The sequence below is a fragment of the Halorubrum luteum genome, from assembly GCF_054652935.1.
In genome coordinates this window covers 1,516,626-1,540,705 of record NZ_BAAIGT010000002.1, presented here as the reverse complement: position 1 = coordinate 1,540,705, position 24,080 = coordinate 1,516,626, and the positions used below count along the sequence as shown (strand labels likewise).

General features: G+C 61.2%; 21 protein-coding genes. 12 read left to right on the top strand and 9 right to left on the bottom strand.

What is annotated here, in order from left to right; all coding sequences use genetic code 11:
- Positions 1-25: 25 nt before the first annotated feature.
- On the bottom strand, positions 26-946 hold the full coding sequence (locus tag ACYQ0R_RS07650) for a glycosyltransferase family 2 protein (protein WP_459822152.1): 921 nt from the start codon (positions 944-946) through the stop codon (positions 26-28).
- Between the two features lie 171 nt (positions 947-1,117).
- Between ACYQ0R_RS07650 and ACYQ0R_RS07645 the strand changes: the two genes are divergently transcribed.
- A complete protein-coding gene (locus ACYQ0R_RS07645) occupies positions 1,118-2,287 on the top strand; it encodes a glycosyltransferase (protein WP_459822150.1) in 1,170 nt (389 codons plus the stop codon).
- A gap of 779 nt (positions 2,288-3,066) precedes the next feature.
- Here the strand turns inward: ACYQ0R_RS07645 and ACYQ0R_RS07640 are convergent.
- Entirely contained in the window at positions 3,067-4,191 is a 1,125-nt protein-coding gene (locus ACYQ0R_RS07640; protein WP_459822148.1) for a glycoside hydrolase family protein, read from the bottom strand.
- 389 nt (positions 4,192-4,580) lie between these two features.
- Here ACYQ0R_RS07640 and ACYQ0R_RS07635 point away from each other — a divergent pair, with 389 nt between their 5' ends.
- On the top strand, positions 4,581-5,150 hold the full coding sequence (locus ACYQ0R_RS07635) for a hypothetical protein (protein ID WP_459822146.1): 570 nt from the start codon (positions 4,581-4,583) through the stop codon (positions 5,148-5,150).
- A gap of 144 nt (positions 5,151-5,294) precedes the next feature.
- Here ACYQ0R_RS07635 and ACYQ0R_RS07630 read toward each other — a convergent pair whose 3' ends face one another.
- On the bottom strand, positions 5,295-6,470 hold the full coding sequence (locus ACYQ0R_RS07630; RefSeq protein WP_459822144.1) for a glycosyltransferase family 61 protein: 1,176 nt from the start codon (positions 6,468-6,470) through the stop codon (positions 5,295-5,297).
- Positions 6,471-6,705: 235 nt separating this feature from the next.
- On the opposite strand from ACYQ0R_RS07630, the gene ACYQ0R_RS07625 reads away from it, so the two are divergent.
- The gene (locus tag ACYQ0R_RS07625) at positions 6,706-7,407 is read left to right on the top strand and encodes a hypothetical protein (protein ID WP_459822142.1); all 702 of its coding nucleotides are present in this window, start codon (positions 6,706-6,708) and stop codon (positions 7,405-7,407) included.
- Complete coding sequence (locus tag ACYQ0R_RS07620) at positions 7,400-8,203, top strand: hypothetical protein (protein WP_459822140.1); 804 nt, start codon at positions 7,400-7,402, stop codon at positions 8,201-8,203. The genes ACYQ0R_RS07625 and ACYQ0R_RS07620 overlap by 8 nt, the downstream gene beginning before the upstream one ends.
- A 23-nt stretch (positions 8,204-8,226) precedes the next feature.
- Here ACYQ0R_RS07620 and ACYQ0R_RS07615 read toward each other — a convergent pair whose 3' ends face one another.
- Positions 8,227-9,522 (bottom strand): nucleotidyltransferase family protein, encoded by a 1,296-nt coding sequence (locus ACYQ0R_RS07615; RefSeq protein WP_459822138.1) that lies wholly within the window; start codon positions 9,520-9,522, stop codon positions 8,227-8,229.
- 118 nt (positions 9,523-9,640) lie between these two features.
- Between ACYQ0R_RS07615 and ACYQ0R_RS07610 the strand changes: the two genes are divergently transcribed.
- Positions 9,641-11,092, top strand: coding sequence for a flippase (locus ACYQ0R_RS07610; protein WP_459822136.1), 1,452 nt, complete (start codon positions 9,641-9,643; stop codon positions 11,090-11,092).
- Between the two features lie 16 nt (positions 11,093-11,108).
- Here ACYQ0R_RS07610 and ACYQ0R_RS07605 read toward each other — a convergent pair whose 3' ends face one another.
- A complete protein-coding gene (locus ACYQ0R_RS07605; RefSeq protein ID WP_459822134.1) occupies positions 11,109-12,128 on the bottom strand; it encodes a DUF8137 family protein in 1,020 nt (339 codons plus the stop codon).
- Between the two features lie 119 nt (positions 12,129-12,247).
- On the opposite strand from ACYQ0R_RS07605, the gene ACYQ0R_RS07600 reads away from it, so the two are divergent.
- Entirely contained in the window at positions 12,248-12,970 is a 723-nt protein-coding gene (locus ACYQ0R_RS07600) for an IS1096 element passenger TnpR family protein (RefSeq protein ID WP_459822132.1), read from the top strand.
- 2 nt (positions 12,971-12,972) lie between these two features.
- On the opposite strand, the gene aglG is transcribed toward ACYQ0R_RS07600, so the two are convergent.
- Positions 12,973-13,974 (bottom strand): glucosyl-dolichyl phosphate glucuronosyltransferase, encoded by a 1,002-nt coding sequence (gene aglG, locus ACYQ0R_RS07595; RefSeq protein WP_459822130.1) that lies wholly within the window; start codon positions 13,972-13,974, stop codon positions 12,973-12,975.
- A 110-nt stretch (positions 13,975-14,084) separates the two neighbouring features.
- Between aglG and ACYQ0R_RS07590 the strand changes: the two genes are divergently transcribed.
- The gene (locus ACYQ0R_RS07590) at positions 14,085-17,219 is read left to right on the top strand and encodes an oligosaccharyl transferase, archaeosortase A system-associated (protein ID WP_459822128.1); all 3,135 of its coding nucleotides are present in this window, start codon (positions 14,085-14,087) and stop codon (positions 17,217-17,219) included.
- A 5-nt stretch (positions 17,220-17,224) separates the two neighbouring features.
- On the top strand, positions 17,225-18,169 hold the full coding sequence (locus tag ACYQ0R_RS07585; protein WP_459822126.1) for a DUF368 domain-containing protein: 945 nt from the start codon (positions 17,225-17,227) through the stop codon (positions 18,167-18,169).
- A gap of 3 nt (positions 18,170-18,172) precedes the next feature.
- On the opposite strand, the gene ACYQ0R_RS07580 is transcribed toward ACYQ0R_RS07585, so the two are convergent.
- A complete protein-coding gene (locus tag ACYQ0R_RS07580) occupies positions 18,173-18,343 on the bottom strand; it encodes a rubrerythrin-like domain-containing protein (protein WP_459822124.1) in 171 nt (56 codons plus the stop codon).
- Between the two features lie 157 nt (positions 18,344-18,500).
- On the opposite strand from ACYQ0R_RS07580, the gene ACYQ0R_RS07575 reads away from it, so the two are divergent.
- The 3 genes from ACYQ0R_RS07575 to ACYQ0R_RS07565 all read left to right on the top strand — a co-directional run bounded on the left by ACYQ0R_RS07575 (position 18,501) and on the right by ACYQ0R_RS07565 (position 21,568).
- Positions 18,501-18,671, top strand: coding sequence for an HEWD family protein (locus ACYQ0R_RS07575; protein ID WP_459822122.1), 171 nt, complete (start codon positions 18,501-18,503; stop codon positions 18,669-18,671).
- A gap of 27 nt (positions 18,672-18,698) precedes the next feature.
- The gene (cutA, locus tag ACYQ0R_RS07570; RefSeq protein ID WP_459822120.1) at positions 18,699-19,073 is read left to right on the top strand and encodes a divalent-cation tolerance protein CutA; all 375 of its coding nucleotides are present in this window, start codon (positions 18,699-18,701) and stop codon (positions 19,071-19,073) included.
- Positions 19,074-19,351: 278 nt separating this feature from the next.
- On the top strand, positions 19,352-21,568 hold the full coding sequence (locus ACYQ0R_RS07565; protein ID WP_459822118.1) for a universal stress protein: 2,217 nt from the start codon (positions 19,352-19,354) through the stop codon (positions 21,566-21,568).
- A gap of 58 nt (positions 21,569-21,626) precedes the next feature.
- Here the strand turns inward: ACYQ0R_RS07565 and pyrI are convergent, their stop codons facing one another.
- Entirely contained in the window at positions 21,627-22,085 is a 459-nt protein-coding gene (pyrI, locus tag ACYQ0R_RS07560; protein WP_459822116.1) for an aspartate carbamoyltransferase regulatory subunit, read from the bottom strand.
- Positions 22,082-22,996 carry an aspartate carbamoyltransferase gene (gene pyrB, locus ACYQ0R_RS07555; protein ID WP_459822114.1) on the bottom strand — a complete coding sequence of 305 codons (915 nt, stop codon included), beginning with the start codon at positions 22,994-22,996 and terminating at the stop codon, positions 22,082-22,084. Before pyrB ends, pyrI begins: the two co-directional genes overlap by 4 nt.
- Before the next feature lie 169 nt (positions 22,997-23,165).
- Between pyrB and ACYQ0R_RS07550 the strand changes: the two genes are divergently transcribed.
- Positions 23,166-24,077, top strand: a complete 912-nt coding sequence (locus ACYQ0R_RS07550; protein ID WP_459822112.1) for a decarboxylating 6-phosphogluconate dehydrogenase — start codon at positions 23,166-23,168, stop codon at positions 24,075-24,077.
- Positions 24,078-24,080 lie beyond the last annotated feature (3 nt).

The following is a 24,080-nucleotide window of genomic DNA, read 5'->3' as shown; positions in this document are numbered from 1 at the left end:
CTCGACGAGCACCTCCGGTTTGTCGTCAGTCGTCGGCCGCGAGTTCGGGAACGGTTTCGACGGGATCAGCGGTCGAGCCGGTCAGATACTCCCGGTAGTAGCCGAGGCCGCGCATGCCGGTGAGGAACGTCGAGAGCGCGCCGAACGCGACGCGGTCGCTCGGCGGGAGGTCGCGATCCGGGCGTTTGATCCTGCTGGGTCGCGGCGGCACCCCGGGCGTGCCGTAGCGGTCGGGGTGGTAGCGCTGGAGCTGGCAGAGCCCGCGGCCGACGCGGCGGTCCTTCGCGGCCAGGTCGGCGACGGAGTCGCGGGTCGGGTGGTACATCGTGACGTCCTCGGCGAACGCCTGGTCGTAGCCCGCGTCGTGGACGCGGTTGCCGAACTCCTTGTCGCCGCCGGACTCGAGGCGGTGATCGAACAGGCCGACGTCCTCGAACACCTCGCGGCGGACGACCAGACAGCAAGTGGGCGCGAACCGCTGGGACTCGAGGTACCCCTCGACGGGAAAGCCGGTGTGGTGATCGTAGCGCGCCGGGAGCGGCGGGTCGTCGGGGAGGGTGAGTTCGACGTTACAGCCCATGTAGTCGGCGTCCGCGGCGTGAATGGCGTCGAGGGCGGATTCGAGCCACTCTTCCGGAACGGTCATGTCGGCGTCGACGAACGCCAGGATCTCCGCGTCGGTGCTGCGGATTCCGGTGTTGCGGGCGGCGTAGGAGGACTGGATCTCGCGCTCGTGGACGAGGGTGAGGTTGTCGTGATCGTCCTCGTAGGAGCGGACCACGTCCGGGGTGTGGTCGGTGGAGTCGTTGTCGACGACGTGGACCCGGTAGTCGCGAGGGGCGTCCTGCGCGAGGAGCGAGTCGAGCGTGGTTCGGATGCCGTCGGGGTCGTTGTAGACGGGGACGATAACGGAGACCTTCGCGCTGGTTCCCATCGCTTCGCTCATCGGCGACGGGGGACGTATGCGATTCGATCCTCGATCATACCCGTCGGTAACCCCCGAGCGACAAAAACCGTCGGTGATCCCACGGGTGGATCCGGTTCGTGATGTCGGGACGGAGCCCCACTCAGTTCGGACACCGAAAGGATTTTGCCGAGTCGAATGGCGTTGTCTGTCGTGAACGTCCTCTACTATCTCGACTGGTTCCCGAAGCTCTCACAGAGCTTCGTTCTCAACGAGATCTATTATCTTTCCAAGCGCGGCCACAACGTCGCCGTGTTTTCCTTAAACCGGCCCGATACGGACGTCGAACACGATGAACTCGACGAGATCGACGTCGACATCGCGTATGCGGACGCTCCGTCGATAACGTCGGTCCCGCGGGAGTTGGTCGGCAGCCTTTTCGACGGCAGATCGTCGTACGAATCGTCGATATCCGGCCCGAAGCGTCGCCTCGGCACCCGCTTTTTAATCAAGCAGTGTCTGGATTTCGTCGACACACTCGAGTATGACCTCGATCACGTGCACGCGCATTTCCTCCGCTGGAACAAGATCCCCGCAGCAACCGTCGCGAAGGACCTTGAGATCTCTTCGAGCTTAACAACTCACGCGTACGATCTGTACGCCTCTCCTGACGAGACGACGTTGCAAACGGTGTGTGACTCCTTCGACACGATCCTCACGATCTCGGAATACAACGAGCGGTTCCTGAACGTGGAGGTCGACCCCGACGCGGAAGTCGAAGTCGTTCGGATGGGAGTTCGTACTGAAAAGTTCGATCCGAGCGCGACCACGACGGGAAAGCGGATCCTGACGATATCGCGGTTCGTCGAAAAGAAGGGGATCGAATACGCCCTCTTGGCCGTTGCCGACTGTGTGGACGAGCATCCGGAGCTCGAGTATCGACTCATCGGTTCCGGTCCGCGTCGAGATCGGTACGACACGCTCATCGAGCGGTTGGGTATCGAGGACAACGTCACCTTCCTCGGGTCGGTTAGCGACGAAACGTTGATCGAGGAGTTGGATCGTGCGAGTGCGTTCGTACTGCCGTGCGTGGTTGCAAAGGATGGGGACAGGGACGGCATCCCGGTCGCACTCATGGAAGCGATGGCGATGGAGACGCCGGTCGTTTCGACGTACGTCTCCGGCATTCCGGAGCTGATCACGGACGGCGAGAACGGGTTCTTATGCTCTGAACGGTCGGTGGCGAAGATAGCATCGAATATAAAAACCTGTCTTGAGGATCAACCGGGCTCGATCGGTAAGAATGCACGCCAAACCATAGAGGACAGACACGCAATCTCCGAGATCGGTCACGATCTCCGTACTCTTTTTAACCGCTCGTGAGGTCATACTGCGGTATCTGATAACGGGTGACCGACTACATGCCGATCCATTTTGCACAGTTTTCCGCGGCAGTTGGTCAAATTCCGTTTGCAGTATATCGGAGAACTGTCCCATTTAAATATCGCATCGCAGTTCGGTTGCGAATTCAGAAACTAAAAGGATACAGTGCGTTACGGGATCCACGCCGACCGATACCGATCTCTCCGGCAGATATTTATTACGTCTCCGACACACGGTTTATTCCCGAAGAACGTCACCTCGGAAAAATTAAAAACGGGGACTGGGATAGACAACGAACACCGTTTGAGTCGACATCGACGTATCAGGGACTGTATGAAAGATTCGTCGAAGGCTACGATTGGCGCGAAACCGAGTACTACACTCACGCTGAAGACCGTATTGCGACCGAGGGAGAACACTTCGGATATACGGACATCGATGAGTTTCTCGAGTCACGATGCGAGTACGTGGACGATCTGTACGATAGTATACGTAAAAAGGGCTACCAACCGAATGGGGGAAAAGTACCTTACGATCCACGCCGTCCATGGAGTCGGAAAGATCCGACCGGTGTCTCGGTCGTGGTCGACCGTAACGGTGAGTTTCTCCTCCATGACGGACATCATCGGGTTGCCCTATCGAGGATCTTAAATATAGATCGGATTCCGGTACACGTTCTGGTACGTCACGAGAAGTGGCAACAGTACCGTGAGGTGGTGTTTGATAAATCGCGAAAGGAAGATCAGACCGTGACGCATACACATCCTGATCTACACGATCTACGCTAGATCGATCCTCTGATCTGGAAGGGTAGTCAAATTGTATATCTTGGTCGCTTGCGACACGGGATCGGACGCCTGTCTAACGAACATGTTCTGCTTGAAATCGAACTTCTCGTTGACATCCCTCGCGATCCAACTAGTCACGTCCGCCGTATTGTCAAGAGCGGATAATCCGACTGCCGTCTCGATTCCCGGAAGCATACTTCCCGATGGTACCTCAAAGACATTACCTCGGTACTCATCCGAATGGACGTACGAAACGACGGCATTGATGGGATCGCTTCGCCAGAAGCCGTGATCGGGAAACCGCTTTTTGAGCGCTGACAGGCCAGAGAGATTCACCGAATGATACCCGATCTCCTTTCGGCGGCGCTGGGACGACCGAGAGTAGTAATGGAACACCACCTCATTTAATACAAGCCGCCAGTGGCGGGGAGTAGACACCGCGGTTCTAAGCGAATCGATCGGACGGGGACGAACGTAGTGTTTGATCAGTCCTTCGGAATGTGTTCGTAGATTCACATCCAAGCGATCGAGAAATTGACCGATCCGGACGGTGGCTGAAGATGATAACTCCGTGAGGTGGGTGCTAGCCGCAGCAAACGCGATCTGATGGTTGAGCGTTCGATCGAACGAGAGTTTTGTTCCATCGATCTCGACACGTTCCCACATTCCGAGCCGATCGTCGAACGGATGGAGATCGAACACCTCCGCAGCCGTCTCATGCAACTCGGTTCGTTCGAGGACGAAGCCCGCCCACGCTAACCCCCGTATCGGAGCCGCCTGTCCGACTAATCCGTCACAGTTGTCTTTCTCCTCTACATTCCTCGAGTGAAACGTGTATCCGTGTGGTCGCGCCTCGTCGCTAAGCAGATAGTCGGCCGCGTCGTTAGCGGCCTCGGCGAACTCCTCGTCGCCGGTGATCTCGTACACCTTCGAAAGCGTCGTCAGCCAGTGGGAGGTCGTTCGTACTGGCGTCTCGGACTCGTCGTAGACCCCGTTCCGACCCGGCGGAAACGATCCGTCGTCGCGCTGGAGATCGAGCGCCGCCCGCGCGCTCCGTTCCAGTAGCTCGTGGACCGTGATCGTCTCCCGCTCGGCCCCCGAGTCGGGTCCCGACATCCGTTATTCGGCATTCGTCCCGACGTCGATATAAGTCGTCCGGGAGCGATCTCGAAATCGTCTCGAACTATCCCCAATAAACCGAGGGCGACCTATTCACGATAACCGACGCCGGGCACCGTCGATCGACTTCTGATCGCGTAATCACGACGGTTTTTATTCGGGAAGGAAGATGGATCAGTATGATCGGTCTCATACGCCGGGCTGCCGCCGTCCTTCATCGAGAGGGGGTTACCGGTCTACTGAGATCAACGGGTGCGTACGCCCACAACCAGTGTCTGTTCGATCTTCGCATTCGAGCCCGGTCGTATCTGTACACCAAACGCGGTCACAAAGGCCTTGATCGTCCGTATGACCCAATTTGGATCGATCCCAACCGGATACAGCTCGTGTACGAGGACGATTTTAATCAAAAAAAGAGGCTCGGATCAGTAAAAAACGGGACGTGGGATAAACGAGTATATTCAATTGACGATTCTCCAACATACATTGGACTGAAGGAACGCTTCTGTGAAGGATACGATTGGGAACAAACAACATACTATGAGTATAAAACGAACAAGCTGAAATCGCAATCAAAAGTTAATGATTACTATTCTGTATCACAGTTCGAAGAACGCTTGAATTATTTAGATCAGCTATACGAGAACATCCGCAAACGTGGATACAAAAGCCAGCAGGAGCTCAATAACGAGGATTGGGACTCGATTCGGCATCCGGTGATCACGCGTGCTCACCAACGAACCGGTGAGGTCGGCGTGAACATTGGACGGGAAGGAGAACTGATACAGAACGACGGGATACATCGCTTATCGATTGCAAGGATCCTTGATATCAATAAAATACCAATCCAGATAATCGTACGCCACAAAGAATGGCAGGAAACCAGAAACGAGATCCTGACGAAAGGGAGAGTCCCGGACGGATATCGGACGCATCCCGATATTTCTAACTTCTAATGTATTTAATAAAACTTATATTGCTTAATAGTAATCTGGTTTATTTATGGTGTCGGAATCGGTATTTAATTGTCGTGTCTTAAGCAAGATGACATCACGTAGTCCGCGTAATGATCCTCACCGAGATTTTACGGCGAGTGGTTGTCATACTATATTTTTAATTGATTGACGAATAGATTCGGTGTCCGCCCTCATATCTGTAGAGTCAGGTTGGCACTGTATCGACCGATACGGCACATCAACTACAGCTGCCAATTCCTCGTATGGATCCTTTATCTTCGAACCAAACAGTTCCACGATGAGCGTATCATCACAATAGATCAGATCCGTCAATCCCGCTCCGTGCGCGCCCACGACCGCGTCAGCCTCGTTGAACAACACCGCGTTCTCGGCCACCGTCTGATCCTCGAGTCGGTACGGCTCGAACCCGTACTCCCGGAGCGTTGCAACGACGTCACGCTCGTTCACCACGCGTCTCTCGATCGCGTTCGCTCGCGAGATATATACGTTGTTTCCGGCACCGATGGCGTCGCGATCGACGGATGCGGACTCGAGGACAGCGTCTCGGATCCAGCAATAGTTCTCCGATTTCAGCACGGGGAACGAGGGGATCAACAGCCGATCGACGTCGTACACCGACGCAGTGGCGTGTTCGATCGCCGACTCCGGGACGTCGAGCAGATCCAGCGTCTCCTCGAGCCAGCTCGGCGCATCACTCGGAACGAGATAGGTGACATCGACGTTCGTCGCGGATTCGTACGCCCGAACGTATCGGATCTTTGGAACCGTCTCGATCAGCCAATGGTAGTAGTTCGTAAATCGAGGACACAGCGGACACACGGTATCGATCGATGTCGAGAACGAATCGAGTGTCGCCCCGTCGTTCCGAACCAGCGCTGCCGTGAGACGCGGGCTGTCGTGGAACGCGTGCCAGACGAACGTCTCGATGACGAAGTTGTTCGCTTTGTGTGGGGGTTCGACCGACTCTCGGATCGGTCGCCCGCTTGCATCTGTTGCGAGGCCCGTGTTCGGGAACACGTATCCGCCGTCGAGTTCGGCGACGAATTCGGAGCTGTCGGGATCGGTCGAGTGCTCGGCGACCACCCCTCGTTCGGTCGAGTACACACGCTCCGCGGAGGAGAAAAGCGCCGATCGATCGAGGGTCCGGGTGATCCCCCTCTCGATAAGCGAGTGGCACACCGGTGGTGCGAGCAGTTTGCGAGTGGCGAACTCGGCGGACGACCTGACCGCATCGACGGCCCCGTCCTGTGTCCACTTGCGGCTGAACTTCCGATAGGAGAAGTCCCGGGGCGTCCACATATGCTCTGCTTCCCGGCCGTGCCTATTTAAACGGACCGCCCTGTCGACTGACCAACCGAAAGGGTTTATAAACTGTATCCAATCGAACGGTGTACGGCAGATGCTCACCCGATATCCGAGGCGGTTGTTCGTGCTGCTTTCTCACGCACGCAACACCCTTCTGTCACGGGGACCGGACAGGGTGTTTTTTCTCGCCGTCCGATATCTGAGCTGGAAGCTCCGCTTCCAGAGGCGGGTGAGCATCCTCCCTCCCCGAGTCAATCTCGTCTGTACCACGCTCGTGCTCACGTGGGTGCGAATGACGATCCGACTGTTTCGGCTGTTCGTCCCGGATAAGTATACCGACGCGGATCCCTACGCGATCCGCTACGTCGACCCCGACGAGATAACCGGCGTGTCCCCCCACGAGGGAACGAAGCGACGCGGATGGGTCATCGACGGCGACTGGGATCGGGACGTCGAGTCGTTCGACGAACGACCGATCCCGAAAGCGATCAGACGGCACTTTTGTGAGGGTGTCGACTGGGATGAGACCGAGTTAGCGGCTCAGTACGACGACGAGGACCGGTTTCGACGGAAGTGTGATCGGATAGAGCGACTCCACGACCGGATCGTTGCTGACGGCTATCGGACACAGCGAGAGCTCCTCGACACCGATCCGGCGGCCGCGTGGGCGGGCGTCAACGCGACCATCTCTCCACTCACGAACGAGATCACGGTCGATATCGGCCGGGACGGGGAGCTTCTGTTTAATATGCTCGGGAAACACCGACTGTCCATCGCGAAAGTCGTCGATGTCGACGCCGTTCCGGTGCTGGTGTTTTCCCGACATCGCGAGTGGCACCGCGCTCGAAGCGAGCAGATCAGCACTGATCGACGAACGGGGCCCGATACCCACTCGAGCCCCGAACGAGACGGAGTTCGCCCCGATGAGTGACGAACTCGATCCGCTTCCCGACCCCGTTAGCTACCACGAACTGGATCGGATAGGGCTACTCGGATGTCGTTTCGTGAGCTACCGAACCGATTTCCATCGGCGCGTCGCGTCGATGCCGCCCCGGATCGCGACGTGGGTATTTCTCACGTTCGTCGCTCTTTATAAGTGCGTAGTCAGCTTCCTGCGGAGAGTCGCCCCGGGCCGATGGACGGACGCTGATCCGTACAAATACATCTACGTCGATCCGTCCGATATCGAACACGCGACTGAACGGAACTTTTCCAAGCGCCGTGGATGGGTTGTTGATGGGCCGTGGGATAAAAAAAGGATATCTTACATGAATCGACCGAACCCGAGAGCCATCGAGCAACGGTTCGTGCAGGGCTGTGAGTGGGAAGACACCGTACTCGCCAAAAAATACGACCGCGAGGAATTCATCGAGAGGAGTGACGCTATCGAGCGGCTCTACCGCCAAATCCGCGATGAGGGATACAAATCCCAATGCGAGCTACTCAGTGAATCTCCGGAGGCCGCTTGGAACGATCTGAACGACGCGATGCATCCCCTTGCCAACGAGATCGCCGTCGACATCGGCCGAAACGGCGAACTGCTGTGGAACATCTGTGGACAGCACAGGCTCGCGATAGCAAAAGTGCTTGATATTGACCGGATACCAGTCCAAGTATTTCGTCGACACGCTAAATGGCAGGGACTCCGCAACGCTGCGAGAGAGGGAAAAGACCTACCGGAATCAGTTCGTGACCACCCGGATTTGCAAGACGTACTGGACGACTAACTCCTGATTAATTTAAACAAAACTCATAGATGCCGGACAAAATCGTCGTTTTGAAGCAACTTCTCGAGAAGCTCTGCCACTACCTCATCAGGAGGATTCGTTGCATCAAGCCGCTCGAACTCCAGAGCTTCGTACCGCTGGACCAACTCGGTGATCGACTCGAGAGTATATTCGGATCGCTCAACGAGGATTTCAGGATCGCCAGTGAGGAGAAACGGATAGACGTGATCCGATTCGAACCATTTGAACGTACCACGTAACGGTCCCGAGCGATCGTAGATATCCACGTCATGAATATACCTATCTGCAACGATAACGTCCGCATCCGATCGCTTCGCTTGGATGTAACGAAGGACGATATCCATGTAATGAACTATCGCCTTATGAAATCCATCGCGATCGCCAAGCTCTTTTTGACCGCGTGATTCGAGTTCTTTCACTTTATCAACGTCATAACTGGTAAATCGGTTGTACAGCCGCTTTGCGACATCCATGACGATCGCGGAATCGTTCGTGAGCCCGAGTTTTGCGAGATGAACGTCATACTCCATTGACTCGAGTTCGATAACGACGCTTTCAGTAAGCGTAGATTTACCTGAGCCATCCGGGCCCGTAACGACGATAATTGGTTGAGGAGCGGGCCTGAGTTTCCTTCGTATGGGTTTCAACCAGTTCCTGATGTTGTTCTCGTAGGCTAATATGTATCCGAACTCCGGAACGGCAAGCGGTCGTTGACGACAGTTTGCGGCGATGAGGCGCCATTTCATTGCCGGAATGCGGTCGTGGTCCCCTTCCAGTGCTCGGTCAATAGCTTTCACACCGAGCGATCCGAACAGTTCTGAAGCGTGTTCTCGGACCGCTTCGCGGTCCACCGTCTGTCGTAAATCGACTATGTCCTGTTCGTATGAGTCTCGGTATCCGTTCTTTTTGATGGCTCCATGGAAGACGATCTGAACGAAATAATCCTCATCTGAAGGGATCCAGCATCCGTTTAGTCGGCGGCGATTAGATAGCACTCGGTCGATATCTACGGTCGGCAATCCGTTGTACTCGGAGCCACCCCACGCGACATCCAGTTTCACGATACGTCCATCAATATAACCCTTAAAAAAAGAATGTCTGCGCTTAGAATAGTTATTTCGATTATAAAACCCAGCTCGAGATAGAACTTCTCTCGTTCGTTGTCTGTCTTCTTGTCTAATTGCTATGTCAATGTCTGAACCAATATCTCCGCCGAGGAGAAACTGATAGTTTCTGAGAAGACAATATGGAACTTCAGCCTGATCGAGCTCTTGTAAAACCTCGACTACTCGATCCATTCGTATCCAACGTAAATCAAGACAGGTGAATATTCGTTTCGATCCATGGTGTTGAGTATAACACTCCGAACGTCTTTTAAAAAAGAGAAAGGGAAGTAGAGGACGGAGTGGAAAAGAGATGCGCCTCGGCCAAACCTCCATCGTCTACCTCCTCTCGAAGTTCGGCGGGTCGATCCTCGGCTTCTTCGCGACGATCTACTTCACGCGGACGCTCGGCGAGGAGATCTACGGCTTCTACGCGATCACCCTCGCGCTCGTTTCGTGGCTCGGCATCGTCAAGAGCGTCGGCTTCGGGCAGGCGATCGTCAAGCGGATGAGCGAGGCAGAAGAGCCCGACGCGTATCTCGCCGCCGGAACCGCAGTCAAGGGCGCGCTCACGCTGCTCGCCGCCGTTGGCGTCCTGCTGTTCCGCGATCGGGTGAACGCGTACGTCGGCCAACCGGTCGCGGAGTTCGTCGTGCTCCTGCTCGTGGTCTCCATCTTCAGCGGACTCGTCAACGCCGCGCTCAAGGGCACGCATCGCGTTCACGTCTACGCCCCGCTCAGCACCGCCAAACAGGGTGCTCGAAGCGCGATCATGATCGCGCTCGTCTTCGTCGGCTGGGAGCTCACCGGGATGCTGCTCGGTCACGCACTCGGCACCGCGCTGATCGCGGCGGTCGGACTCTGGTTCGTGCGCCCCTCGCTCGCGATCCCTCGGTGGCGACACGTCGTCAGCCTCTTCGACTTCGCGAAGTTCTCCTGGCTCGGCAGCATGCGCAAGAAGACGTTCAGCGACATGGACATCCTCGTTCTCGGCCTGTTCGTCCCGTCGGGACTCACTGGGATCTACGCGGTCGCGTACACCCTCTCGAAGTTCCTCGACATCTTCGGATCCGCGATCCGGACGACGCTGTTCCCCGAGCTGAGCAAACACTCAGCGACCGGCGACGACGAGATGGTCCGGACGCTCACCAACGACGCGCTCACCTACGCCGGACTCTTTCTGATCCCGGGCATCGTCGGCGGGGCGATCCTCGGCGACCGGCTGATGCGGGTCTACGGTCCGGGCTTCGGCATCGGCGCGCAGGTGCTCACGATCCTGCTCGTCGGAATCCTCGCGTACTCGTACAACAAGCAGCTGCTCAACACCCTCAACGGGATCGACAGACCGGATCTCGCGTTCCGGGCCAACGCCGTCTTCATCGGCTCCAACCTCCTGTTGAATCTCGCCCTCGTGTACGCGATCGGCTGGGTCGGCGCCGCGATCGGAACCGCGACCTCCGCCGGCATCGGACTTCTCTTCGGGTTCTACTACACCCGCAAGCATGTCGCCTTCGCGGTGCCCTACGGCGAGATCGCCCGCCAGTGGGCCGCCGCCCTCCTCATGGGCGGGGTGGTCTACGCCGCCCGCCACCTCGGCGAGGCGACTCTCGGGTGGGTCGACGATCTCAACACCGTCTTCGTCGTCGGGCTCGTCGGCCTCGGCGCGGCGGTGTACTTCGCGATCCTGTTCGGCATCTCGGCGGAGTTCCGCACCACCGTCGCGAACAACCTCCCGTTCGACGTGCCGCTGCTCGGGGATCGCTAGCCACCCACGAGCCTCATCACCACCGGAACTCGAGGTCGGCGAACGTCCAGTCGTCGGGGAGCCGGTCGGCGTAGCCGGTTTCAGCGACCGCCTCCCGGAGCTGTCGCTCGATCGCGTCCTCGAGCGTGACGCTAAACTCGCGGTCAAACTCCGCGTCGACGTCCCAGCCGCGCGGGAACAGGCTCCAGTCGGGCTCCGACTCGACGTGCGCGAGCTGGTCGAGCACGAGCGTGACGTCGTCCGCACGTCGAATCACCTCGGCGTACAGCGGCGCGGCGGCCTCTTGGTCCGCGTGGAGCGCCCGGTACGCGGCCGCGCCCGCCCAGATCTCGTCGTACTCGACGACGTCGAGAACCGCGTCTTCGACCGCGTACTCCGGGTGGTCGATCGCCCAGCCGACGTGCTGGGACTCCTCCCAGGCGGTCTCGAAGGAGTCCTCGTAGAACCGCGGGACTGAGCCAAGGTACGCGACCGCGTCGACGGGGACGGCGGCGACGCCCTCCGCGAGTCGAGTGCGGATCACACCCCGTGCGAGGAGGTTGGCGACGACACCGGTCGCGTCCGAGATGGCCCCCTCCTCGCGGTGATCGTACGCGTCCGCGACGTCGAGCAGGAACGGCCACCCCTCCGTCCGGGCGGCGGCGTCGACGGCCGCCACCGTCGGCTCGTGGTACGTCCAGAAGACGGCGCGGTACGCGTCGCCGTCGTCGTCGCGCTCCAGTGCGCCCTCGAGTTCGCGTTCGTACCGAGCCAGCGCCGTGACGGCGGCGGCCGGATCCGGGGCCCGCGCCCGATCGAGCAGCTCGTCGAACTCGTCGTCGACCGTGCGGGCGGCGAGACGCTCCCGTTCTCGACGTCGCTCTTTGCCACGACCCTCGAGCCACTCGCTGCCGGTCGATCCCTCGGCGGCGTCCCGGGTAGCGTCGTCCCGAGTAGCGTCGTCCCGGGTAGCGTCGTCCTCGTCGGAACAGTCGTGGAGCCGGAGACGGCTCAGGGTCTCGAAGCGTCTCCCGCAGTCGTCACATTCGTGAGCCATATGGTGACTGTGGTCGGCTGGCACATCAAACTGGAGGAACCGATCGAGCCGACGTAGTGCCCACGACACGCGACTCGTATCCGGTAAACCGTTTTATTCCAGTGTGAACACGTACCGATATGACGCAGGGAGATTGCCATCTCTGTGGGGAGCCGTACACAAAACGCGGGATGTCGCGTCACCTCCGGGCCTGTCTGCCCGACTCGCCGGGTGACTCGACGCTCCATCTCCGGATCGCCGGCGCGCGACGAACCGACTACTGGATCCACCTCGCGGTCGCCGCGGACACGACGCTCGCGACGCTGGACGCGTTCCTCCGCCGGCTCTGGCTCGAGTGTTGTGGCCACATGAGCGCGTTCGAGATCGGGTCGGTGTGGTACGAGAAGCCCCATTCCGACGACCAGCCCTCGGCCGGGCTGGGAACGACTCGACGCTCGATGGACGTCCCGATCGGATCGGTCGTCGAGTCGGACGACGGGGAGTTCGCCTACGAGTACGACTTCGGCACGACGACGGCACTCGAGGTCCGCGTCGTCGATGTCGGCGACTGGAACGTCGAGACGCTCGCGGACCGGAGAGCCGACGCGACCGCGACGGACGGCGAGGCGGCGATCGAAGACGACGGGATCGTGCTGCTCGCCCGCAACCACCCGCCGGAGGTCGACTGCGGGTCCTGCGGCGACCCGGCGACGACGGTCTGTACGACGTGTCTGCGGGAGCGCGGTCCCGACGCGTGGCTGTGTGAGGCGTGTGCGAGCGCCCACGAGGACGACTGCGTTCGACCGACGTACCTCCCGTACGTCAACTCGCCGCGAGCCGGCGTCTGCGGCTACACCGGGTAAACTCAGTCGTCCGCCGATGTGCCGGCGTCCGTGTCCACGTCGGAGTCGTCGAGGCCGTTCCCTTCCTCCTCGATCTCCTCCCGCAACACGTCCCGCTTCGTGAGCCCGTAGGCGTACCCGAGCCCGACCGCAGCCGTGAACGCCACGATCGCCACGATCCGCTTCAGCTCCGCGAGCGACGGCCCGAGCACCGCCCGTTTCGCTCGTCGGGGAATGTATTTAAAAGCGAGATCCATCAGAAACTCGCTCTCGTTACCCTGCGCGCCGGGATACAACAGCTCCATCACGCGCTTCGAGAACCCCTGCCAGAACGACCGAAAGAGGAGCCACCGGAACTCGCCACGGTAGTCGAACAGCGTGTGATGCACCACCGCGTCGTCGACGTACACCACGCCTTGCCCATACTCTTCGCGAATGCGGATCCCGACGGGCGCTTCGTGGGCCTGAATGTGCCGGTCGCCCTTGCGCCCGGTGTTCACGTCGTAGCCGCCGACGTCGAGGAACACGTCGCGTTTATACGAGACGTTCGAGCCGTACCCGTTGCGGATCTCCTCGCCGTCCTCGGCGAACCCGAGCTCCGTACACCCTACTAACCAGTAGAACTCCTCCGGGAAGAAATCGGGCTTCTCCGTTTGCCAGTTCGGCGCGACGTACCCCGCGACCGCGATCGCGTCTGTATCCTCGTACGTCTCGACGTGCTTTTCGATCCAGTCCGGCTCGGAAACTCCGTCGTCGTCGATGAACGCGACGATATCGCCCGAGGCCAGCTCCGCACCCTTCGTCCGGCTGAACGAGATCCCGCGGTTCTCGTCGTTGTCGTGAATCACCACGTTCTCGTGGTCACCGTACTCGTCGACGGCGCGGTCGTACACGTCGGGGTTGCCGTCGATAACGAGCACCACTTCGATCGGCTCGTAGGTCTGTGCGAGTGCGCTGTCGACGGCCTCCGTGAACACGTCGTACCGGTCCATTGTGTACGTACAGACGACGACGGAGACCTGCATGGCGACTCGTTAACCCAAACGGCGAATAAGAATTGTGTTTCAGCCTCGCCTCCACCGACCCGTCGGGGAGATAACAAGGCTTATGGACGCTTTGACACTCGCATCGTGTAATGAGCCAGCAGAGCGAATCCGACGAGGCGTCGAGCACAGAACCGCTCGACCTCCTCGAACGCTGGTACCACGTCCCGACCCTCCTCGGGATCGTGGTATTCATGCTATGGACGCGAGTCCAGTCGTACGACGACTTCATCGTCGACGGCGAGGTGTACTTCCGCGGGAACGACGCGTGGTATCACTACCGCGAGACGATGTACCTCCTCGAGAACTTCCCGAACACGATGCCGTTCGATCCCTGGACCGGGTTCCCGTTCGGCCGGCACGTCGGACAGTTCGGGACGCTGTATGACCAGCTGACAGGGCTTATCATCCTCGCAGCGACCCCAATCACGGGTGGCGGCGAGGAAGGTGCGGTGCGCGTCATGCTCGTGATGTCGGCCGTGTTCGGGACGCTCGTCGCCGTTCCGACGTATCTCATCGCGCGGCGCTTCGTCGACCGATTTGCTGCGATGATGAGCGTTGTGGTACTCGCGTTGATACCGGGGACGTTCTTCGGGTACACGCTCGTCGGCTTCTATGACCACCACGCCGGCGAGGTGTTGTTCCAGACGCTCGCGGTGCTCGGGTTCCTCGCCGCGTTCGCGGTCGCCGAGCGCGAGACGCCGGTGTGGGAGCTCGTCGTCGACCGTGACTGGACTGCGCTGAAACGTCCCGCCGCGTACGCTGCCGCTGCGGGGGTCGCACTCGGCCTTTACATGTGGACGTGGCAGCCCGGCGTGTTGATGGTCGGGTTCACCGGCATCTTCCTCGCGATCAAGCTCACGAGCGACGTGTACCACGGGACGAGCCCCGAACCGATCGCGTTCGCCGGCGCGGTGTCGATGACGGTCGCCGGCCTGATGCAGATCGTACCCCTCGATGACTACTCGTTCGGCGTCACCGACTACTCGCTCACGCAGGTCGTCCTCCCGCTCGGCGTCGCGCTTGGCTGCGTGTTCCTTGCGTGGCTCGCCAGACAGTGGGAAGCCCGAGAGATCGATGTCGGTATCTATCCGCCGGCTGTCGGCGGGTTGATCGGCGTGTCCGCGCTCGGTATCTGGGTCGCCATCCCCTCGCTGTGGTCGACACTCACGGGGAACGTGCTTGATACCGTAGGATTTAGCACGACCGCGACGGCCCAGACCATCGGTGAAGCCCAGCCGCCGCTTATGCGGTCCGGTTTCGCCGACTTCGTGCTTTCACAGTACGGTCTCGCATTCTTCCTGGCACTTCTGGCCGTACTATGGATCCTCGCCAGACCGCTGATCCGCAGTGAGGAGACGAACCACACGCTCTACGTCGCGGCCGCGTTCGCCGTGATCCTCTCCGTGTACGCGGTCCCGAACCTCTACGGGTTCCTCGGCGGTCTCGTCGGACTCGAGTGGCAGGTCGTCGGCCTCCTGCTCGCCACTGCGTTCCTCGTCGGTGCGACGTTCCTCACACAGTACGATACGGAGAAACTGTACCTGGTGGTCTGGGCGGCTTTCATCGGAAGCATGGCGTTCACTCAGACCCGGTTCAACTACTATCTCGCAGTCATCGTCGCCATCGGCGCGGCGTACTTCCTTCAGCTCGCGATCGACCGCCTCGACCTGAACCGGTCGGTCGCCGGGCTCCGCGACGTCGAGGGGTGGCAGGTGATGACGATCGGAGCCGTCTTCGTCGTACTCCTTGCGCCACTTTTGTTCATGGTCACGCCCGTCTGGGCCGCAGGTGCGGACACCGGGCCGGGAGCGGTAACCGTCTGGGACGAGAGCCTCGACTGGATGAACGAGGAGACGCCACATCCGGGTGAGCTCGAGGGACACGACAACGCGATGGAGTACTACGGGACCTACGAGCGCCCCGCGGACGGTGACTTCGACTATCCGGAGGGCGCGTATGGGGTGCAGTCGTGGTGGGACTACGGCCACTGGATAACAACGAGAGCCGAACGGATACCGAACGCGAATCCGTTCCAGCAGGGGGCGACGGAGGCTGCGAACTACCTCCTCGCGCCTGACGAGGATCAGGCGGCCGAAGTGCTCGCACGCCAGAGCGACGAGGGTGAAAACACCCGCTACGTGATGGTTGACTGGCAGATGGTGTCGCCACAGTCGAAGTTTAACGCTCCGGTGACGTGGTATGATGATGAGGATCTCGAGCCGGACGAGTTCAACTGGCTGCTGTGGCAGACGACCGAGCAGGGAGCCCAGCCGATAGCACAGATCAGCACCCAGCGATACTACGAGAGTCAGATGGTGAGACTCTACAAGCATCACGGGAGCGCGGTCGACCCCGAACCGGTCGTCGTCGACTACGACACACAGCAGTTCACCGATCCGGAGACCGGTGAACCGATGGACCTTCGAACCACCGACGGCGACGCGGTCATGACGTTCGACAGCATGGAAGAGGCCGAGGCGTACGTCGAGGAGAACCCCGACGCACAGATCGGCGGCGTCGGTGCGCTGCCGGAAGAGCGCGTCGACGCGCTAGAGCAGTACCGTCTCGTACACGCCACCGAGACGCCGTCGTTCCAGCTGGCGCAACAGACCCAACAGACGGCCGAGTTCTCCGGGATCCCTCCCGAACTGCTCCAGCGCACGTCGCCCGACTGGGTAAAGACGTTCGAGCGCGTGCCCGGAACGACCGTCCAGGGGTCCGGCGCGGAGCCGGGCGAGGAGATCGAGGCCACCGTCGAGATGGAGAAAGGCGACGGTGAGACGTTCGAGTACACGCAGTTCGCGGAGGCCGACGAGAACGGCGAGTTCGAGCTCCACCTGCCGTACTCGACGACGGGGTATGACGAGTTCGGTCCCGAAGACGGGTACACGAACCCGGACGTCCGCGCGACCGGGTCCTACGAGCTCACGACCGGGCCGACGGCCGACGAGGACGGGTTCATCACGGAGCGGTTCGGCGAGGTCGACGTCTCGGAGGCACAGGTGATCGGCGAGGACGAGACGATGCCGACCGTCGAGCTCGACGAGGAGATTCTCGATTGTCCGCCCGGCGATCCCGAGTGTCCGATCGGCGAGGGGGACGCTGACGAGCCGAACGACGACACTGCGGAGGAGACGGACGGCGACGACGAGACGGACGGGACCGACGACGACTCAGCATCGCTGACCGCGTCCGAGAGCGCGTTCGCGGAGCCGGCGGTGTAGCTCGGATGCTCGACGCCCGCACGTGGCTCGCGGTGTACCTGAAAGGGCTCGCGATGGGCACCGCGGACGCGGTGCCGGGCGTCTCCGGTGGCACGATCGCGCTCATCGTCGGGATCTACGAGCGCCTGATCGCGGCGCTCACCGCGATCGATCCCGGCCGAATTCGGCGAGTGCTTGCAGGTATCCGCCCGGCCAATCTCCCCGATGCGCGGGCGGCGTTTCTTGAGGCGGACGGGCCGTTCCTGCTCGTACTCGGAGCGGGGATCGCGACCGCGGTCGTCGCCGTGTTGAGCGCGGTCGACGTGCTTCTCTCGACGGCCCCGGTCGTGACGTTCGGCTTCTTTTTCGGGCTGATCGCGGCGTCGGCGGTCGTGTTGTACGCCTCGGTCGATCTCTCGACGCGGGGGCGGAAAGGAGCGGCAGTCGCCGGCTTTCTCGCCGCGTTTCTCACCTCTGGGTACGCCGCGACCGGACTCGGCAACGCGCTCCCGGTGGTGTTCGTCGCCGGCGCGATCGCCGTGAGCGCGATGATCCTCCCCGGGATCTCCGGTTCGCTCCTGCTCATCGTGCTGGGCCAGTACGACTACATGAGCGGGACGCTCCGCGAGTTCATCGACGGGCTCATGACCGTGGTCGCTGGCGGCGGGACTGCCGGGCTCCTCGAGGCTGGTCCGCCGGTCGTCGTCTTCATCACCGGGGCGTTCGTCGGCCTGTTCACCGTGGCACACGCGGTGCGGCGCGCTATCGCAGCGTATCGGATGGCGACGTTGGCGTTTCTTGTGAGTCTCATCGTCGGCGCGCTTCGCGCCCCTATCGTCGAGGTGTCCATACGACTCGCCGACAATGGCGAGACGTGGGGAGAGGCGCTGCCGCGGTTCGCGCTCGCGGCGCTTGTCGGCGCTGTCGCCGTGCTCGTCCTCGATCGATACGCGGGAACGATCGACTACTGAGTCCTACTCCCGTGGAACCGCGATGTTTCTCACGTCGCCCTTACAGTCCGGACACGCCGTGATCCGCTCGCTGGAGGACTGGCGGGTGCCGCACTCGAGACACTCGAAGTAGCCTCCCGACGGGCTGTACGGATCGATCGAGCTCAGATTGTGTATCACGTTCACACTGCGCATTCATTTCCTAATAAGCCGTTCCCTTAGCTACTACATGGCATACAATGACCATTATATATACATTTGATCGAATATAAGAGATTTACGGGACGTTCGTCCACCTGCTGTCGGATCATCGGCCTCACCCTTTTTGAGGATGCTCGCCCTGTACGCAGATATGAGCGTCACGATCACACCACCGAAAGAGCGGACATGCGAGCTATGCGGTCGCGGAGAGCGGTGGGACGAGGAGCGCGAGGCGTGGCAGGTCGCTGACGATCCTGGTAACGTCTACTGCATCCACGAGTGGGATGTCAACGGGTCGTTCATCCCGTTTAAAAAGGAGTGACCAGATCCGTCATTTACCCACCACCCGATGACGACCGTCTACGTCACCGCCCCGCGCGACGCGGCAGCGGAGCTCGCCGAGACGCTGGTCGAGCGACGGATCGCAGCCTGCGTCAACATGGTCGAGTGTGACTCGGTGTACCGCTGGGAGTCGGACGTTATCGCCGATTCGGAGACGATTCTTTTCGTCAAAACCACCGACGAGGTGTACGAAGACCTCGTCGCGGCCGTCACCGAACTCCATCCGTACGACGTCCCCTGTATCGAGCGATTCGACGAGACGGACGTGTTCGAACCGTTCGAGACGTGGGTCGGCGACTCCGTCACACCGGGCACGGGCGCGGACGACATCGGACGCGACGATGTCGATCCCGATGTCGGTCACGATGACCGCGAGGGGTGAACCATTGGTTGGGTAACCGATCCCCCCTACTTCGCTCAGTCTTGCGACCTCGCTCTTTGAGGGTTCCGTCAGACGCACCTCGAGGCACTCGGCCTGCTCCGCCTGTAGAACCCATAATAACAGCAGTTCTACAGTTTCTCATCTACGATCAAAGATTATATAATGATAGTGTATTTTATATATTCCGCAGTTACGAGTTATAAAAAATATATAATCTTGCTTTTCTCCAAGTAAAATTCACAAGCGTTTTATCCCCCAATGATCAAATCGGGGCGCACATGCCGAAGGAGTTGGAACGCGATCTGGGACTCGCCGCCGTCGTCGCCATCAGCATGGGAGCGATGATCGGCAGCGGGATCTTCATCCTGCCCGGGCTGGCGATGGCGGAGGCGGGCCCGTCAGTGATCCTCGCGTTCCTGATCGCGGGCGTGCTCGTGATTCCGGCGGCGCTGGCGATATCCGAACTCGGTACGGCGATGCCGGAGGCCGGCGGCGACTACGTCTTCATCGAACGTGGGATGGGGCCGGCCGTCGGGACGATAGCCGGAATCGGCACGTGGCTCACGCTGCTTTTCAAAGGCGCGCTCGCGCTCGTCGGCGGTATGTTCTATCTCGAGCTGCTGATCTGGCTGCCGAACCTCACCGCCGCCGCGTTGACGCTCGCCGCGATCCTCATCGCGGTCAATCTGGTCGGCGTCAAACAGACGGGGCGTCTCCAGTCGGCGATGGTCGCCGTGATGGTGGTCATCCTCGCGGTGTTCATCGCACTCACTATCACACGGGTCGACGGGAGCGCCTATCAGCCGTTTTTCGCCGAGGGGACCGACGGACTGGTCGGGGCGGTCGCGCTGGTGATCGTCTCGTACGCTGGCGTGACGAAAGTTGCGAGCGTCGCCGAGGAGATCAAAGATCCCGGACGGAACCTTCCGCTCGGGCTCCTGCTGTCGCTTTTCATCACCGCATTGCTGTACGTGCTCATCGTCTACGTCCTCGTCGGGATCGTGGACGCCGAGACGTTGACCGGCACGGAGATCCCGATGGCGATCGCGGTCGATCCGTTGTTCGGGTTCGTGGGGGTGGCGATCGTCTCGCTGGCGGCGATCCTCGCGTTGCTCTCGACGGCGAACGCCGGCATCCTCACCGCCTCCCGGTATCCGCTCGCAATGAGCCGCGACGAACTGCTTCCCGAGCGGTTCTCGTACGTTCACCCGCGGTTCCGAACGCCGGTTCTCGCCATCCTCGCGACCGGTGGCATCATGCTGCTTATCATCGCGACGCTACCCGTTCAGGAGATCGCCAAAATGGCGAGTGCGTTCCAGATCCTCGTGTACACGCTCGTGAACGTCGCGCTGATCGCGTTCCGCGAGCGCGACCTGGAGTGGTACGATCCCGAGTTCCGGACCCCGGGATATCCGTGGGTACCGCTGTTCGGCGTCGTGACGGGACTGTACGTCATCACACAGATGGACCCGCTGCCGCAGGCCGGCGCGATCGTCATCTTCGTCGTCGGAGCGCTCTGGTACCTGTACTACATCCGCGAGGAGGTCGAACGTGAGGGTATCGCCGTCGACGCCGTCCGCCGCGAGGCGGGTCGCCAGTACGTCAGGGAGACCGAGGACAAACTCGCTCGCGCCGACGGCAACGAGGTGCTCGTCGCCATCCGCCGGGACGTCAGTCGACTCGAAGAGAATCGACTGCTGCAGGTCGCTGCCCCGGTCGCAGACGCCCGTGGGAGCGTTTTACGCGTGATCCGTTTCGACGAGGTCCCGGACCAGTACCCGCTCGAGCAGGCGACCGAGCAGTCGCCGGCAGACGTGGAGTTCGAGGAACGTACCGACGAGCTCGCGGCGGAACTCGAAGTTACCGTCGAGGTCGGTGAGATCGTCAGCCACGATACGAAGAATGCGGTCGTCAGCTACGCCGAGCGACACGGCGTGGATCTGCTTATCACCCGTTCGGATCCGGTCAGCCGACTTCGGACGCTGTTCGGCCGGGACACCGACTGGATCATGGAACAGGCCCCCTGTGACGTGGTGTTCGTGCAGGCGGGGCGGATCAACGGCGTCGACGAGATCGCCATCGTCACCGACCGGAGTCCGTACAACGACCCGCTGAAAGTCGAGATCGCCGACGCGATCGCGTCGGCTGCGGGTGCACGCATCCACTTCGTCTTCAGCGTAAGCCTGTCCGCTCCGGAGGCGTCCGTCGAGGCGATCGAGGATTATCATGCCGAGCTTGATGATCGCTGCTCGGTGCCCGTCACGGGAACGGTCGTCCGCGGCGGCGGCATCGACGACCTCGTTGCGGAGCTGGAACCGGCCGACATCGTCACGCTCTCGACGAAAACCCATCGGCTCCTCCCCGATCTGGTGTTCAGTTCCGACTCCGACCGAGTCGCTACCCGACTCGAGGGGCTCGTCCTGCTCGCTCACTCCAAACGGTCGGCACGGACGACGTTCCTCGAACCGATCGTCGAGCGCGTCCTCTTCCGGTGATCCGGGAGGCGTTCCTCCATTCGTGACCTCGAGACTCGTCGGTCGCTGCTGCCGAGCGTCACACGTCGATATGTTCGGCGAGATGCTCGCGGATGATCGTCGAGCAGTAGCCACACCGGACGCCGTCCGCGACGACGTCGAAGCGCGTCTCGACCGGCTCCTCGTCGTTCGTAATGCAGTTTCGGCTCGGGCACGACAGCACGCCGACGACCTGATCGGGTCTCGTCACGCGGTTCTTCTCAGCGACATCGAACTCGCGGATGATGTTGATCGTCGCCTCCGGAGCGATGAGCGAGAGCACGTCGACCTCCGACTGGGAGAGTTCGCGATCCTCCACCTTGACGACGTCTTTCCGCCCGAGCCGGTCGGATGGAACGTTCATCCCGATGGAGACGCTGAGCCCCTCGGAGCCGTCGATACCGAGGATCCCCAGGACGTTCAGCGCCTGTCCCCCCTCGACGTGGTCGATCACGGTGCCGTTGCGGATCTTCGAGACGCGGAGCTCGTGGTCGCTCATCGGATATCCTCCAGTAGCGTGTCGAGAAGTGCCATCCTCACCGGAACGCCGTTGTGTGCCTGTTCGAAGTATCGCGCGTGATCGGTCTCGTCGATGTCGGCGGCGATCTCGTCGACTCGGGGTAACGGATGCATCACCGTGAGGTCGTCCGTCCCGTCACCCAGCGTGTCGGCGTCGATCCGGTACTCGCCGGCGACGCGGTGGTACTCGTCCTCGTCCGGGAACCGCTCCTTCTGAATACGCGTGACGTACAACACGTCGAGCTCGGAAAGCACGTCGTCCAGGTCGGTGTGCTCGCGGACCTGCGCGCCCGCCTCGTGGAGATCGAACCGGACGGACCGCGGAAGCCGGAGCGACTCCGGACTGATGAAATGCTGTCTGGCGTCGAAGTTCGTGAGCGCTGACGCCAGCGAGTGGACCGTTCGTCCGTACTTCAGGTCGCCCATGATCCCGACCGTGATGTCGTCGAGCCCGTGGTTTTCACGGATCGTGTACAGATCGAGCAACGTCTGTGAGGGGTGCTGGCCCGCCCCGTCACCCGCGTTGACGACCGGCACGTCGACGAACTCCGCCGCCAGCGTCGCCGCACCCTCGCTCGGATGGCGGAGCACGATGGCGTCCGCGTACCCCTCGATGACGCGGACGGTGTCCGCAAGCGATTCGCCTTTCTTAACCGAGGAGGACTCCACGCCACCCATGTCGGTGGTGTCCGCGCCGAGCCGCTTTGCCGCGGTGTCGAAGCTCATCTTCGTGCGCGTGCTCGGCTCGAAGAAACAGAGCGCGAGCACCGCCCCCGACAGTCGGTCCGCATAGGCGGCCGGGTCGGCAGCGACCTCGCGAGCCCGGTCGAGTACTGCCTCGATATCATCCCGCGAGAGCTGCGTCGCGGTGATGAGGTGGTCCTGACGCATCGTCGTCACAGGGGAGCGGCACGCTCTTGAATCCCTTGGGTCTCCGGCGACGTACCGTTGAATCCTCCGTGTCGCCCGTGACACGTCGTGCACGGACCCGTGGAACGATTACGGCCGACCGTCTCTTCGGATCGGAACCACTAGGGCCCGCGACGCCGACCGCTATCGCATGCAACTCGGCGTCATCGGACTCGGGCGGATGGGGCAGATCGTCGTAAACAGATCTCTCGAAGCGGGTCACGACGTGGTCGCGTTCGACCTGTCGGCGGAGGCGACGGCGACTGCGGCGAAACACGGTGCCGAGCCGGCCGATTCGGTTGCGGATCTCTGTGACCGGCTCGACGAGCGCGCGACTGTGGAGGGCGGCAAACGGATCTGGCTGATGGTGCCCGCCGGCGACGCGGTCGACGCCACGCTCTCGGATCTGGAGCCCTACCTCGGGGAGAGTGACGTCGTCGTCGACGGCGGCAACTCCCACTTCGAGGCGTCCGTCCGGCGTGCAGCGTCGACGGACGCAGCCTACCTCGACTGCGGCACGTCAGGTGGTCCCGCGAGCGCGGAGGAGGGATTCTCACTGATGGTCGGCGGCCCTGCGTGGGCCTACGAGGAGCTAGTGCCCGTCTTCGACGCAGTCGCGACCGGCCCGGCGGGCCACGACCGGATGGGCGCGTCGGGCGCGGGCCACTACGTGAAGATGGTTCACAACGGTGTCGAGTACGCGTTGATGCAGGCGTACGGCGAGGGGTTCGAGCTGCTTCACGACGGGAGATACGACCTCGACATGGAGACGGTCGCACGGACGTGGAACAACGGCGCGGTGATCCGGTCGTGGCTTCTGGAGCTGTGCGAGGAGTCGTTCCGTGAGGAGGGGTCCGACCTCGGCGATGTCGCCGACCACGTCGCCGGCGGATCGACCGGGACGTGGACCGTGGAGGAGGCGCTCGAACAGGAGGTGCCGGTGCCGCTCATCTACCAGGCGCTCGCCGAACGGTTCGACTCCCGGAACGACGGACGGTTCTCGCGACGGCTCGCGAACCGGCTGCGGTACGGGTTCGGCCGCCACGAGGTCGAGCGACGGTAGCTC

Coding starts and splice junctions, on each gene's coding strand:
- ACYQ0R_RS07650 (WP_459822152.1), bottom strand. CDS start 946: ATGAGCGAAGCGATGGGAACCAGCGCGAAGGTCTCCGTTATCGTCCCC.
- ACYQ0R_RS07630 (WP_459822144.1), bottom strand. CDS start 6,470: ATGTGGACGCCCCGGGACTTCTCCTATCGGAAGTTCAGCCGCAAGTGG.
- ACYQ0R_RS07615 (WP_459822138.1), bottom strand. CDS start 9,522: ATGGATCGAGTAGTCGAGGTTTTACAAGAGCTCGATCAGGCTGAAGTT.
- ACYQ0R_RS07600 (WP_459822132.1), top strand. CDS start 12,248: ATGACGCAGGGAGATTGCCATCTCTGTGGGGAGCCGTACACAAAACGC.
- ACYQ0R_RS07585 (WP_459822126.1), top strand. CDS start 17,225: ATGCTCGACGCCCGCACGTGGCTCGCGGTGTACCTGAAAGGGCTCGCG.
- ACYQ0R_RS07610 (WP_459822136.1), top strand. CDS start 9,641: ATGCGCCTCGGCCAAACCTCCATCGTCTACCTCCTCTCGAAGTTCGGC.
- ACYQ0R_RS07550 (WP_459822112.1), top strand. CDS start 23,166: ATGCAACTCGGCGTCATCGGACTCGGGCGGATGGGGCAGATCGTCGTA.
- ACYQ0R_RS07640 (WP_459822148.1), bottom strand. CDS start 4,191: ATGTCGGGACCCGACTCGGGGGCCGAGCGGGAGACGATCACGGTCCAC.
- pyrI (WP_459822116.1), bottom strand. CDS start 22,085: ATGAGCGACCACGAGCTCCGCGTCTCGAAGATCCGCAACGGCACCGTG.
- ACYQ0R_RS07620 (WP_459822140.1), top strand. CDS start 7,400: ATGAGTGACGAACTCGATCCGCTTCCCGACCCCGTTAGCTACCACGAA.
- ACYQ0R_RS07605 (WP_459822134.1), bottom strand. CDS start 12,128: ATGGCTCACGAATGTGACGACTGCGGGAGACGCTTCGAGACCCTGAGC.
- ACYQ0R_RS07590 (WP_459822128.1), top strand. CDS start 14,085: ATGAGCCAGCAGAGCGAATCCGACGAGGCGTCGAGCACAGAACCGCTC.
- ACYQ0R_RS07580 (WP_459822124.1), bottom strand. CDS start 18,343: ATGCGCAGTGTGAACGTGATACACAATCTGAGCTCGATCGATCCGTAC.
- pyrB (WP_459822114.1), bottom strand. CDS start 22,996: ATGCGTCAGGACCACCTCATCACCGCGACGCAGCTCTCGCGGGATGAT.
- cutA (WP_459822120.1), top strand. CDS start 18,699: ATGACGACCGTCTACGTCACCGCCCCGCGCGACGCGGCAGCGGAGCTC.
- ACYQ0R_RS07575 (WP_459822122.1), top strand. CDS start 18,501: ATGAGCGTCACGATCACACCACCGAAAGAGCGGACATGCGAGCTATGC.
- aglG (WP_459822130.1), bottom strand. CDS start 13,974: ATGCAGGTCTCCGTCGTCGTCTGTACGTACACAATGGACCGGTACGAC.
- ACYQ0R_RS07565 (WP_459822118.1), top strand. CDS start 19,352: ATGCCGAAGGAGTTGGAACGCGATCTGGGACTCGCCGCCGTCGTCGCC.